At 63.4% G+C, this 12,897-nt stretch carries 13 protein-coding genes; 7 read left to right on the top strand and 6 right to left on the bottom strand.

Features of this window, described 5'->3' with window-relative positions; all coding sequences use genetic code 11:
* Nucleotides 1-74: 74 nt before the first annotated feature.
* Nucleotides 75-1,334 carry an adenylate/guanylate cyclase domain-containing protein gene (locus ACZIRK_RS35610; RefSeq protein WP_474419077.1) on the top strand — a complete coding sequence of 420 codons (1,260 nt, stop codon included), beginning with the start codon at nucleotides 75-77 and terminating at the stop codon, nucleotides 1,332-1,334.
* Here the strand turns inward: ACZIRK_RS35610 and ACZIRK_RS35605 are convergent.
* The 3 genes from ACZIRK_RS35605 to ACZIRK_RS35595 form a co-directional block, all read right to left on the bottom strand.
* Nucleotides 1,331-2,551 (bottom strand): Bcr/CflA family efflux MFS transporter, encoded by a 1,221-nt coding sequence (locus tag ACZIRK_RS35605; RefSeq protein WP_130231494.1) that lies wholly within the window; start codon nucleotides 2,549-2,551, stop codon nucleotides 1,331-1,333. The two genes, ACZIRK_RS35610 and ACZIRK_RS35605, sit on opposite strands and share 4 nt — an antisense overlap.
* Before the next feature lie 142 nt (nucleotides 2,552-2,693).
* Nucleotides 2,694-3,938, bottom strand: a complete 1,245-nt coding sequence (locus tag ACZIRK_RS35600; RefSeq protein ID WP_474419076.1) for an MFS transporter — start codon at nucleotides 3,936-3,938, stop codon at nucleotides 2,694-2,696.
* A 170-nt stretch (nucleotides 3,939-4,108) separates the two neighbouring features.
* Entirely contained in the window at nucleotides 4,109-5,692 is a 1,584-nt protein-coding gene (locus ACZIRK_RS35595; protein ID WP_474419075.1) for a porin, read from the bottom strand.
* 245 nt (nucleotides 5,693-5,937) lie between these two features.
* Between ACZIRK_RS35595 and ACZIRK_RS35590 the strand changes: the two genes are divergently transcribed.
* Nucleotides 5,938-7,314, top strand: a complete 1,377-nt coding sequence (locus ACZIRK_RS35590; protein ID WP_474419074.1) for an Nramp family divalent metal transporter — start codon at nucleotides 5,938-5,940, stop codon at nucleotides 7,312-7,314.
* Between the two features lie 7 nt (nucleotides 7,315-7,321).
* Here the strand turns inward: ACZIRK_RS35590 and ACZIRK_RS35585 are convergent, their stop codons facing one another.
* The 3 genes from ACZIRK_RS35585 to hemB form a co-directional block, all read right to left on the bottom strand.
* Complete coding sequence (locus ACZIRK_RS35585) at nucleotides 7,322-8,098, bottom strand: arginyltransferase (protein ID WP_028162898.1); 777 nt, start codon at nucleotides 8,096-8,098, stop codon at nucleotides 7,322-7,324.
* A gap of 88 nt (nucleotides 8,099-8,186) precedes the next feature.
* Entirely contained in the window at nucleotides 8,187-8,732 is a 546-nt protein-coding gene (locus ACZIRK_RS35580) for an RDD family protein (protein ID WP_028162897.1), read from the bottom strand.
* A gap of 312 nt (nucleotides 8,733-9,044) precedes the next feature.
* Nucleotides 9,045-10,106 (bottom strand): porphobilinogen synthase, encoded by a 1,062-nt coding sequence (gene hemB, locus ACZIRK_RS35575; protein WP_130231476.1) that lies wholly within the window; start codon nucleotides 10,104-10,106, stop codon nucleotides 9,045-9,047.
* Nucleotides 10,107-10,277: 171 nt separating this feature from the next.
* Here hemB and ACZIRK_RS35570 point away from each other — a divergent pair, with 171 nt between their 5' ends.
* The 5 genes from ACZIRK_RS35570 to ACZIRK_RS35550 all read left to right on the top strand — a co-directional run bounded on the left by ACZIRK_RS35570 (nucleotide 10,278) and on the right by ACZIRK_RS35550 (nucleotide 12,794).
* Nucleotides 10,278-10,739 (top strand): DUF6163 family protein, encoded by a 462-nt coding sequence (locus ACZIRK_RS35570; RefSeq protein WP_028162895.1) that lies wholly within the window; start codon nucleotides 10,278-10,280, stop codon nucleotides 10,737-10,739.
* Between the two features lie 374 nt (nucleotides 10,740-11,113).
* Complete coding sequence (gene ldtR / locus ACZIRK_RS35565) at nucleotides 11,114-11,632, top strand: transcriptional regulator LdtR (protein WP_028162894.1); 519 nt, start codon at nucleotides 11,114-11,116, stop codon at nucleotides 11,630-11,632.
* A 239-nt stretch (nucleotides 11,633-11,871) separates the two neighbouring features.
* On the top strand, nucleotides 11,872-12,099 hold the full coding sequence (locus ACZIRK_RS35560) for a hypothetical protein (protein ID WP_028162893.1): 228 nt from the start codon (nucleotides 11,872-11,874) through the stop codon (nucleotides 12,097-12,099).
* Nucleotides 12,100-12,121: 22 nt separating this feature from the next.
* Nucleotides 12,122-12,343, top strand: a complete 222-nt coding sequence (locus ACZIRK_RS35555) for a hypothetical protein (protein ID WP_028162892.1) — start codon at nucleotides 12,122-12,124, stop codon at nucleotides 12,341-12,343.
* 190 nt (nucleotides 12,344-12,533) lie between these two features.
* Nucleotides 12,534-12,794 carry a hypothetical protein gene (locus ACZIRK_RS35550; RefSeq protein ID WP_130231478.1) on the top strand — a complete coding sequence of 87 codons (261 nt, stop codon included), beginning with the start codon at nucleotides 12,534-12,536 and terminating at the stop codon, nucleotides 12,792-12,794.
* Nucleotides 12,795-12,897 lie beyond the last annotated feature (103 nt).

The following is a 12,897-nucleotide window of genomic DNA, read 5'->3' as shown; positions in this document are numbered from 1 at the left end:
GAACTGTCGTCAAGTCGCGCTCTGGGCCGCCAACCGATCTTTCGCGCGACACGATTGCCCGGCATAATCCGCGCATGGAACTGACGCCCCGCCTGCGCCTGATGAACTGGCTGGTCAGACAGGGTCTGACCGGCCTGCCCGAAAACGATCTGCTGCGCGGTTTCTGCGAACGCTGCCGCGCGGCCGGAATGCCGCTGTCACGTGCAATCGTCTTCATCGATACCCTGCACCCGATCTTCGAAGGCCACGGGTTCCGCTGGAGCGACAGCGAGACCAATGAAAGCGACGCTTTCGAATACGGCTCGACCTCCAGCGGTGATGCCAACCAGAATTGGCGGCGTTCGACCTTCTACCACATGCTGCAAAATGGGCACGAAGAGATGGTGATCGACCTGGCCGATTGCGCCACGCCCGATTTCTCCATGATCAACGACCTCGCGGAAAAGGGCCACAAGCATTTCGTCTCCTTTGTGCACCGGTTCGGCGAGGCCGGCACGATCGGCGAGATGGACTGCTTCTACTCCTCCTGGACCACCCGCCAGTCCGAAGGATTTGGCGAGCATCACATGGCGGCGCTGCGCGACCTGGTGCCGGTCTTGGGGCTCGCGGTGAAATCGGCTGCGCAAGTCGACATCGCGCGCACCTTGGCGCGGGTCTATCTCGGGCGCGAGACCGCCGAGCAGGTGATGCGCGGCCGCATCTCGCGCGGCGTCACCGAGCGCATCAAGGCGGTGTTGTGGTATTCGGACGTGCGCGGCTCGACCGCGATCGGCGAGCGCATCGGGCCGGACGAGATCATCCCGTTCCTCAACGATTATGCTCAGGCCTCGATCGACGCGATCCACGATGCCGGCGGCGAGGTGCTGAAGCTGATCGGCGACGGCGTGCTGGCGATGTTCACGCAGGAGAACATGGGAGGCGCAAAACGGGCTGCGCTTCGGGCCGAGCATCGCTTGCGCCGCAATCTGAATGCGCTCAACGTCCGCCGTGCCAGCGAGGGTCGGCCGACCACCTCAGCCTATGTCGGGCTGCATGTCGGCGAGGTGTTCTATGGCAATATCGGCAGCGAGGACCGGCTCGATTTCACCGTGGTAGGGCCGGCGGTCAACGAAGTCAGCCGGATTGCTTCGATGTGCAGCTCGGTCGATCGGGAACTGCTGACCTCGCAGGCGTTCCGGGATGGCCTGGATGGAGCAGGGCGGAACTATCTGGTTTCGACCGGGCGCTTCGCGCTGCGCGGCATCAGCCGGGCGCAAGACCTCTATACGCTCGATCCCGACGTTGCGGCGGACGAAGTCGTGGCCGGAAAATACGAGCGCTACCTCGCGAGCTAGCCCTGCTTGGCCCGTAGCGCGTATAGGCCGACCGCTATCAGTGAGAACGCGGTCAGCACCACGCCGAGCCCGAACATTGCCTCATGCGACACGATTGCTGCGAGCCAGACTCCGATCGCCGCGTTCATCATTTGCCAGAAGCCGAGCAGTGCGGAAGCCGCACCGGCCTTTTCGCCGAACGGTGATAGCGCCTGCGCGACGCCGAGTGGGTTGACGATGCCCATGCCGAGCAGGAACACGCTCATCGCAGTCAGGAACGGCAGGAAGCTCGGGGTGAAGAGCGAGACCAACAACATGGCGGCGCCGCCGATGGCTGCCGCCAATAATGCACCCTTGATCGAGCGGTCGAGGCCAAAGCGCGGCGCAAGCCTTGTCGCGAGCCAGCCGGAGGCGAACACGATCAGCACCGTGCCGGCGAAGAACAGGCCGAGCTCGATCGGTGAGAAATGCAGCGCCTCGATCAAGATCCGGGGCGCGGCCGAGAACATCGCAAACAGGCCTCCCATGATCAGGCTGACGGTCGCCGTCGGCACAACGAAGCGGCGATCTGCGATCAGACCGAGATAGGTGCTGATGATGGCGAGAGGGTTGAGCGGGATCCGCGTCGAATGGTGGGTTTCTCCGAGCGTGGCGCCATAGGCGAACGCGCCGAGAGCCGCAAAGGCCGCGACGAGCACGAATTCCGAGCGCCAGCCGAAATAGTGATCGAGCGCGCCGCCGAGCAGCGGCGAGAAACCCGGCGCGGCCGCCATCGCGATCATGATCAGCGCCATCGCGCGTGCCAATGCGGCACCGGTGAACAGGTCGCGGGCTATGGCGCGCGACAATACCGAGGTTGCGCAGGCGCCGGCGGCCTGGACGACGCGGCCGATCAAGAGGTTCGGGAGATCTTCTGCCAGGCTGCACCAGACGCTGCCGGCAAAGAACACGGCGAAACCGATCAGAACCGGCCAGCGACGGCCGAAGCGATCCGAGATCGGACCAACTATGAGCTGGCCGAGCGCGAACACGGCGAGAAAGATCGTGATGGCCGACGTGACCGCCGCGGTCGTCACCTTCAGCGAGGCCGCCATCTGCGGCAGCGACGGCAGCAGGATGTTGGTGGCCAGCGTACCGGTGGCCGCAAGCGCGGCCAGAACCGCGATCTGCAGGGCGCCGGAGGAGGAGGATTCGGGGCGAGATGCGGCGGCGTCAATGGTTGCAGTCTGATCGGTCATAGTGCTCCCGCTCGGCTATTGGATGACGTGTATCATACAAAGCGGGAAAGACCAGCCACTAATTTGGCCGTCGTGGCCGGCCCTCGGCTCTGACGCAAAACATTCTCCGATCGCAGATCAGATCAGTTGAATCTTTCTCTCATCAACATCCCGCCGGTTCGCTGACCATGTCGGGTTGTCTGACGAGGGAGACCGCCGGCGACAGCAGGATCACCAGCGCCTGCGCGGCGAAGATTGCCGCGGCAAGGCAGAGGCAGGTCTCGGCGCCGAAAAGCCCGCCGACGATCGCGCCCAGTGCGGAGCCGAGCGGGCGCGCGCCGTAGCTCATGATGTTGATGGCGGAGACACGGCCGAGCAGCGAAGGCGGCGTCACCGATTGCCGGAGCGTGGTCGTCGAGATCACCCACAGGATCGGACCGACGCCGAGCAGGAAAAAGCTCAGGCCCGCAAGCAGAGGCGTAGGGACAATTGTCGTCAGCGCCATGATGGTGGAGGCGATGAAGCCGGTCACCGGGCCGAGCCCGATCACAGTGCCGAACGCAAGACGTCGCATCACCCGCGTTGCCGCAAGCGCGCCGACCACCATGCCGACACCATACATCGCGAGCGTGGTGCCGACGCCGGTTGCGGAGAGGCCGAGATGCCTGACGGCATAGGGCACGAACACCGCGAGCAGCAGGAAGGAAGCGGTGTTGAAGATGAACTGGGTGATGAACACCGGTCGCAGCAGCTCATGACGGAACACGAACACGGCGCCTTCCTTGATCTCCAGCGGCGGATGTCGACGTGGCGCCGGCGCGCGGGCCGGCTCATGGATGCCGGCCAGCAGCACCACGGCGATCACCGAGAGTGCGGCGGCAAATCCGAAGGCCGGCGCGGCACCGACCCATCCGACCAGCACGCCGCCGAGCGCAGGCCCGCTGGCGAAAGCGACGGTGCGGGCCAGTTCGATCCGCGCATTCGCCGTTGGCAACTGATCTGGCGTCACCAGCGACGGCACCAGCGCGGGCGCGGCGACGCTGTAGGCAACGGTCCCGCACACGGCGATGAAGCCGAGCACGGAGAGCAGGGGCAGCGTCAACAGGCTGAGCCAGATCAGGAGCAGCGTTGCGGCCAGCGCCGCCGCACGCAACGCTTCGGAGCCCGCCATCAGGACCCGCCGCGAGAAGCGGTCTGCGAGCAGGCCCGCGGGGATCGCAAACAGGATGAAGGGCAGTGTCAGCGCGGTCTGCAGCAGGCCAGTCTGGCCCTCGCCGACGCCGAGCAGGAGCACCGCCACGATGGGAGCGGCTGCCAGCGCGATCTGCTCGGCCGATTGTGCGGCGAGGTTCGACCAGGCCAGACGGCCGAAGGTCGGAGGCAGGTGAGGGGCCTTGAGGGCGGGCATGGCAGAAATTCCTCGGAATGTCGTTTGTCGACATTGTCTGACCCGAGGACGGCCAAACCCACCCGCTTTCCGACAGCGCCGGCGTGACAGGCCGCCGCGGTGCTTTCAAACTGGCGATAGACCGTGGACAAGTTCGCCCACGGTCAGGATCAATAGCTGTTCTCAGCCGGTCAGAAGTTCCGCTGGGCGCGAAGCTGCAGGTGGAACGTGTCCTGATCGCTGAACTCGTAGCGCGCGGTAGGCTTTGGGGCCGAAGCTCCAAGGACCGCGGAGCCCTGGAATTTCTGGTCGAGGTGGAACCACATGAATTCGGCGGAGAAGGTCAGGTTCTTGACCGGGGTCCAGCGGGTGATGACACCGAGCTGCGACAAGTTGAAGTCGGGGTTGCAGACGTAGTCCGCACTGACCGCTTTGCCGGGCGTGGTGTAGTTCGCGCAGATGAAGGCCTTGGCCGCGCCGTCATGGCGGACGCCCACATACGAGCCGAAGAGGCTCGACGACCAATATGGGTCCCAGTTGTGGTTGAACGCACCACGAATGCCAAAGGCCTCCGTCAGATGCAGCGAGCCATCGCCGCCGGCTGCGACCGGCAGATAGACGGCATCGGTCGTCGCCCCGAACCCGATGCTCTGATAGGCGCCAAAAGTGCTGGAGCTGCCGAACATGGCAAAGCTCGGCGAGGTTGAAGCCGACGAGATGATGTATTTGGTCGCTCCCTTGGAATAGCTCGCGTCCATCTTGATGTCGTCACCGGTACCGGTCGGGATATTCTTGATCTGTAACGCCGCCATGACCGCGCCGCCCCAGGAGGTGTCGGGATGTCCGGAAAGCTCGGACGCTCCGGTCGGCGCCGCGCCTGGCAGGCCGACGGCGCCCGCTGGCGCTCCAAGGGCGTTCAGGACATTGTAGGAGGCGTTGACCTCATGCGCCGCGGCGGAAATCTGGAACAGACCCCAAGCCTGGTCGACGCGGATGTTGCCGACCACATCGGGCGCGTGGACGCCGGCATAAGCGTTGCCCGTGTTCAGCGTGGCGTTCAGCGGCAGCGACAGGTTGTAGACGGCGGTGCGGTCCCATACCGTCGGATCGTCGAGGCCGATGGTGCCGGTCACTCCGTTGCCGAAATCCGCAGTGTATTGGATGTTGTTGACGCCGGTATCATTGTTCTGGCCGCCGAGCAGGAAGTCCGAGATGTTGCCGGGGAAGCCCTGCCAAGGCGAGGAGTAGGCCGACGCCGACTGACCGAACGTGAAGCCTGCGAACTGGATAAAGAGGAATTGGATGGTAGTAACGCCGCCGCCGGGAGTGTCGAGCAGCTGCGAGTTTGCGACCGGCAGCGAGCCATTGATCGAGTTCGGGTTGAAGGTGTTGTTGCCGAGCGTAGAGAACTGAAACCGGCCCTGCCCGAAGGTGCGGACCACGCCATAGTCGGTGGCGGTGCGGGTATCGATTGACAACAGCATACGGGAGCGGGCGGCAAAGTAGTCGAAGTAGCGGTTATGTTGTCCTGCGTCGCCGTTCCAGGCCGGCGAGCCCTGCACGCCGCCATCGAATGTGGTGTCGACCCGGAGGTAGCCGCCGATCTTCATGCAGGTGTCGGTACCGGGGATGAAGAAGAAGCCGGGACCGTAAGCCGAGCAAATCTTCACATATTCGATGGGCTTCGCCTTGATCGGAAGATCGGCCGCATGCGCACCGCCGGCTGCCATCAGCCCCACGGCGGTGCCGAGGATCAAGGTTCTCATTGTCGCCATTGCTGGCCTCCACTGTGAACTGCACGCCCCATACCCACCTAGCGAGCCCTAACGCGGGACTTTATGTCGCAGTGTGACGACCGCGTTACACGCGCGGGGTTCGTGCAGCAGTGTGACTTTGCCGCAACGCAGCAAGACGCGCTCCGAGGGCCGCGGCAGCGGCGCCTGAGGATGTGGCCCGATGACTTCCTAGATGCAGTTGCAAATGAGTTGCAACAAAAAATGTTTTCCGGCATTGTGGCATCATGGATGCCCGAACGCCCCGATTGATCCCCGACACCGCACCGCAGGTGCTGCCGACCTCCACCGGATGGCGCGCCGACGCGCCGGATACGCGAAGCCTCCCCGAGGTGAACGCGACGGTCGAGGTTCCGACGGCAGGCCGATGGTGGCGCCGGCTGCTTGCCTTCGCCGGACCGGGCTATCTGGTGTCGGTCGGCTATATGGATCCCGGCAACTGGGCGACCGACATCGCGGGTGGCTCGAAGTTCGGCTACACGCTGCTTTCGGTCATCCTGCTGTCCAACCTGATGGCGATCCTTCTGCAGGCGCTCGCGGCCCGGCTTGGCATCGTCACCGACCGCGACCTGGCGCAGGCCTGCCGGGCGACCTATTCGCGCCCGGTGAACTTCCTGCTGTGGATCGCCTGCGAAGCCGCGATCATCGCCTGCGATCTGGCGGAGGTGATCGGCACCGCGATCGCGTTGAAGCTCCTGTTCGGCATTCCCCTGATCGGCGGTGCGCTGCTCGCCGCGCTCGATGCCTTCCTGCTGCTGCTCCTGATGAATCGCGGCTTCCGCTTCCTGGAAGCCTTCGTCATCGCGCTCCTGATCGTGATCGCGACCTGCTTTGCGATCCAGGTCGCCGCGGCGGCCCCGCCGGTTGCTGCACTGCTGCGCGGCTTTGCGCCGTCGAGCGAGATCTTCACCAATCCCGAGATGCTCTACATCGCGATCGGCATCATCGGCGCGACCGTGATGCCGCATAATCTTTATCTGCACTCGTCCATCGTGCAGACCCGCGCCTATGAGCGCACCGAAGAGGGACGGCGGGACGCGATCAAATGGGCGACGACCGACTCCACGATCGCGCTGATGCTGGCGCTGTTCATCAATGCGGCGATCCTGGTGGTCGCGGCCGCGACCTTCCATCGGAGCGGCCATTCCGATGTCGCGGATATCAGCCAGGCCTACGAACTGCTGTCGCCGTTGCTTGGCCTCAGCATCGCCTCGACGCTGTTCGCGGTGGCGCTGCTTGCCTCCGGCCTCAACTCGACGGTAACGGCGACGCTGGCTGGCCAGATCGTGATGGAAGGCTTCCTCAGCTTGCGGCTGCCGAGCTGGGCGCGGCGGCTGCTGACGCGCGGCATCGCGATCGTCCCCGTCATTGTCGTCACCGCGCTTTATGGCGAGCGCGGCACCACCGACCTGCTGGTGTTCAGCCAGGTCATCCTCTCGATGCAGCTTCCGTTCGCGGTCATTCCGCTGGTGCGGTTCGTGTCCGACCGGCGCAAGATGGGCAAGTTCGCGATATCGATGCCGGTCGCCGCGGTCGCCTGGCTGGTGGCTGGCGTCATCGTCATCCTGAATGTGAAGCTGCTGTTCGATACCCTCTTCGGCTGAGGGCCGGTCAGTCCTGCGGCTCCGCGGCCATGTCGCCGGCCGCATCGACCCGGAGCCAGCCGCTCGGGGCGAGGCGCTGCTGCGGCAGGAAGCGGGCCTTGTAGTCCATCTTCTTGGAGCCGTCGATCCAGTAGCCGAGATAGACGTATGGCAGTCCGAGCCGGCGCGCGCGGGCGATGTGGTCCAGGATCATGAAGGTGCCGAGCGAGCGGTTCTCGAGCGACGGCTCGAAGAAGGAATAGACCATCGACAGGCCGTCGCTCAGCACATCGGTGAGGGCCACTGCGATCAACTCCTCGCCGCGTCCGGTGATGCCGCTGTCGATGCCGCGCTTGCGATACTCGATGATCCGGGTCTCGACATGGCTATCCTCGACCATCATCGCATAGTCGAGCACGGTCATGTCGGCCATGCCGCCGTGGCGGTGGCGCCTGTCGAGATAGGCGCGGAACACGGAATATTGTTCGGAGGTCGGCACTGCGGAACGCTGCTCGCCGACGAGGTCGGCGTTGCGGGCCAGGACCTTGCGGAAGCTGCGCGAGGGTCGGAATTCGTTGGCGATCACGCGCACCGACACGCAGGCCCGGCATTGGTCGCAAGCCGGCCGGTAGGCGATCGACTGGCTGCGGCGGAACCCGCCATGGGTGAGCAGATCGTTGAGATCGCCCGCTTTGTCGCCGACCAGATGCGTGAACACCTTGCGCTCATGGCGACCCGGCAAATAGGGGCAGGGCGACGGCGCCGTCAGGTAAAACTGCGGGGTATCACGCGAATGCTGGGTCACGACAAGTCGTCAGGCCTCCAAAACAGCCTCCCAGCATCGCGCCCCGGAGGCTAGCGGTCAATCATCTTGCTGGGCTCAATTGGCTGGCTCAATAAGTGTGCGCTGCGGATGCCGCGTGAGCGCGGGCCGAGCTGTTGATGATAACGGTTCCGAGCACGATGTCGTGCAGCAAACGCCGCCGGCTATTGAAGAGGCCGAACAGCAGCACAAGCGGCGAGAGGAACGAGACCGACAGCCAGAACAGCACCGCATGCATGGCGCCGAGCACGAAATAGCCTGGCGCCCCGTACCAGGTGCGCAACTCCAGATCCATCACCCGCATGCCGACGGTCGCCGACGAGGCGCCGCCGATCGATGCGCCGTAATAGACGATCGCCCAGACAATCGTCGCCGGCCACGCCAGCCAGAACAGCGCCCAACCGAGCCCAAGGGTAATCAGGCCGAACACGGCGATGAAAAGATACCCAAGGATGACGGGGACCGAAAGCACAACCAGGTCAATCAGGAAGGCAAATACCCGCCGGGTGAGCACGCCGCGGAACAGCTCCGGCTCCAATCGCGGATCGAACGCATGCGGCGGCACGCCGCCGTCGTTACGCCAGGCACCATAGTTACCCGAACCGCCGTAAGACATAATCTCCCCTCCGACTGGGACCTATCCCGGGCAGGACATGGGAACGGGCTGCCCGGGTGCCAAGGTCCGGAACCCCAGCAAGCGCAAATATTCGGCGATTCGGAGGCGCAATGCCGTGAGCCTAAGTCCGGTAGATGGGGTAACGGGCCGCGGTCTGCCCTCCAAGCATCGAGGAGAGACGACCATGGAGCACTATGCCGGAATCGACGTGTCATTGGAATGCTCGAGCGTGTGTGTGGTGGGCAAAGCGAAGTGCGTCCACCATTCACGATCGGAGCAAGAGAGGGTGGGCACGTTTCGCTTTGCCCTACACTACGATTGCCCCTTCAGCTTCTCCGCGGCTTGCGGTGCAAAATACGTCAGGATGCCGTCGGCGCCGGCGCGCTTGAAACCGACCAGGCTCTCCATCATCGCGCGCTCGCCGTCGATCCATCCATTGCGCGCGGCGCCCGCGATCATCGCGTATTCGCCTGATACCTGGTAGACGAAGGTCGGCATCGCAAACGTGTCCTTCACCCGGCGCACGATATCGAGATAGGGCATGCCGGGCTTCACCATCACCATATCGGCGCCTTCGGCGATATCGAGCTCGACCTCGCGCAGGGCTTCGTCTGAATTGGCGCTGTCCATCTGATAGGTGCGCTTGTCGCCGGTCAGCGTCTTGGCCGAGCCGATAGCGTCGCGGAACGGGCCGTAGAAGGCGGAGGCGTATTTCGCCGCATAGGCCATGATCTGCACGTCGCCAAAGCCCTCGGCGTCGAGTGCTTCGCGGATCGCGCCGACCCGCCCGTCCATCATGTCCGACGGCGCGATGATGTCGCAGCCGGCCTCGGCCTGCACCAGCGCCTGCTTCACCAGCACCGCGACCGTCTCATCGTTGAGGATCCTGCCGTCCTCGATCAGTCCGTCATGGCCATGGCTGGTGAAGGGATCGAGCGCGACGTCGCAGAGCACGCCGATATCGGGGAATTCCTTCTTGATCGCACGGACCGACTGGCAGACGAGATTGTCCGGATTGAGTGCCTCCGAGCCCTGCTCGTCGCGCAGCGACGGCTCGGTGTAGGGAAACAGCGCGATGCAGGGGATATCGAGCTTGGCCGCGCGCTCGGCGTCGCGAACCGCCTGGTCGACACTTAGTCTGTCCACGCCCGGCATCGAGGCAACCGGGGTGCGGACATTATGGCCGTTAACGACGAACAGGGGCCAGATCAGGTCGTCCGGGGTCAGCACGTTTTCGCGCACCAGCCGCCTGGCCCATTCCGCCTTGCGGTTGCGGCGGGGCCGTATGGTCAAATCCAGCGGCGGGGAGGCGAGGGCCGTCTGCCGCTTTGGCGCATCGCGCAGTTCGATCGGGCGCCCGAATTTGATCGCCATGGGCTTGTTCTCCTAACACGGCAGGCTGGTTTTTGATTTGATCCAACTCTAGCATCCTCGTCCAGCAACGTCACGGCGCCGTTGATCTGCCGCAACTGCAATTGATTTTGCCGGCCCGGCGGGCCAAGACTGCGCCGATGACCCATTTCGCTTCCACGGACGACTTCTGCGATGTCTGACACCTCTGCGCGCGACCAATCGCGGGACAATGCGATTTCCGTTGCGGCGATGTCGTCGGACCGGATCCGACGGGATGAGAATGTATGGACCCGGCGGCTCGTCTTCTTCCTCCGCATCATGGCGGTGGTCTCGATCGCCAAGGGCCTCTATCACTGGGCGCAGGTGACGGGATTCGTCGGCGCCGAGGAGGAGGCCTTCGAGAACCAGTCGATGGCCTGGCAGACCGCGACCATCTACTTCGCCGTCATCGAGCTTGTCGCCGCCGTCGGGCTGTGGCTCGCCACGCCCTGGGGCGCGGTGGTGTGGCTGACCACCGTCGTCTCGATGGCGGTGATCGAATTGATGTTTCCGAACATCTACGGCGGCAGCCTAACAGTGGTGGCGTTCGAAGCCTTGATGCTCGCCGGCTATCTCGCGCTCGCCTGGATGGCCGCACGCGAACGGCCGCCATAGCGCGCTTAACCGGCCGAGCGTGCAGCGAGCGCAAGTGGTGTCGCGAAAATTTTCAGAAAATTGTCCGGTAACGTTTCGCTCACCGTAAAGGGTTCCCTCATATCTATTACGCGGTCGTTTCGAATTTGAGCGAAGCTGTTTCCGATTGTGACAGGGCGTGCAGACGAAGCGTGAACAGGGGCGCTCCACCGTCAATGAAGGGTTGCGAAAAGCCCTTGTTTGACGGGCTTAATCCGCGATTCACTGTCTTAAATTCATGATCTCTTTATTGTCTTATTTAAGCTGATGTTCAAACGGCCCCCTTAAGTTGAACCTATCAGGCGGGACACAAGTTTCGTCGAATAAGTCGATAAAACGACAACAGGGGAAGTGTCATGATCAAAGCCGTTGCCTCAACGGCGGTGGAAACCGCTGAGCGCGCCGCCGGCCAGCCGACGGTGCAGTCGCTCTATCTCGAAGCCCTTACGCTGGTGGAGCGGCTGCATCGGCGGCTGCTCGACGTCATCAAGGACGAGTTCGATCGCCGCGGGCGCGCCGACATCAATTCGGTGCAGGCGCTGTTGCTCTACAATATCGGCGACAAGGAATTGACCGCGGGTGAGCTGCGCACGCGCGGCTACTATCTCGGCTCCAACGTCTCCTACAATCTGAAGAAGCTCGTCGAGCTCGGCTTCCTCGATCACCAGCGTTCGCGTGTCGATCGCCGCTCGGTGCGCATTCGCCTGACGCCGCAGGGCCAGGAGATCCGCCGTATCGTCGATGCGCTCTACCAGAAGCACGTCAAGACCGTGGAGCAGGTCGGCGGCATCTCGAACGAGGAGTTCTCGACGCTGAACAAGTCGCTGCACCGGCTCGAGCGGTTCTGGACCGACCAGATCCTCTATCGCCTCTGATACCTTCAAGACTTCGCGCCTCCAAGACTTCAACACCTCTCCAAGACTTCAATACCTTCAAGACTTCGCCAGAGCGGCCAAGCCGGCCCGATAGAAGACCGGCAAGCCGTCAGCCTCCAGCAGAGCGCATCGACTGTGCCCGGTCGGTGCGCTCTTGCTTTTCGGCACCGCAAAAAGAGTTTTGCGGAACCGGGAACCACTCGCGTCCTCACGCTTTATCGTGGGCTACGGAGAGCGAGATGCTGGTCGAGCGCGGAATGTGGGCGATGAATGTCGAAGTGGTCGGCGAGGCCTACGCCATCGCTTCCAACTATCTGCGCAGGACCGGGATCATTCCGGACTCTTATGCCACCAACGAGCAATTGCTCACGATCATCGTGCAGATGTTCCGGCGCGGCGAAACCAACAAGATCAAGCTCGCCAACAAGGCGATCGCCGAGTTTGAAGCAGCACAGCTCGTGATCTGATCATTCCCAATCGGAGAAAGTGATGGAAGCCGCGATCGATCGCATCATGCACACCTATGACCTGCTTGCGAACCGCACCGCCGCGGCGAGCGAGGAGGCGCGGGCGAAGGTGACGGAATATGTCCGCACCTTGTTCGAGGCGGGCGAGACCGACACGCACCGCCTGACGGTCTGCGGATTGACCTATCTGCGCCAGCTTGACGGCTCCACCGATCATGTGAAGGCGGGATTCACGGGGTTGTAGCGCGGCTGTCGCGGCGCTCTCCGCTGTCGTCCCGCCCCGGGCCGGAACCCATCACCGATCTCTATTGGACCCGAGCAGGCTGTTGCGCCGTCACTTTGGCAGGCGCAGAGGGTTACGCGATGTTGATTTGTGGAGGAGGGCCGGCCGTGCCACAAGTTCCCCGGGGTGGATCCTCTCAGAGGAGCCGACTATGACGAAGAGCGTTCTTGTCAGTCTTGCAATCCTCGCCCTCGCTACTTCTACCGCTCTGGCCGCACAGCGGACGCATCATCGCCACGCGATGAATGCGAATGCCAGTATGCGTGCCGCTCCGGTCATCGCGCCGGGCTCGGTCATCATGCCGGGCGGAGTGAGTAGCGGTGACCGCGACCTGTATTTCCGAAATCTGCACGACTCCGGGTATGATACGAAGAAGAACTTCAACTCGGTCGGAAACGTAGTGACGCAATAGCGTCAGGTCTGAATCGTCGATCTTTGTCTTCTCACCCCAGGCCGGCATGACAGCGCCCTGGGGTGAGTTTATTTTCGTCTCGCGATCCGAACTCCATCAACAC

It is taken from the genome of Bradyrhizobium sp. Leo114 (genome assembly GCF_055229415.2).
This window is presented reverse-complemented; position numbering and strand designations above follow the sequence as displayed.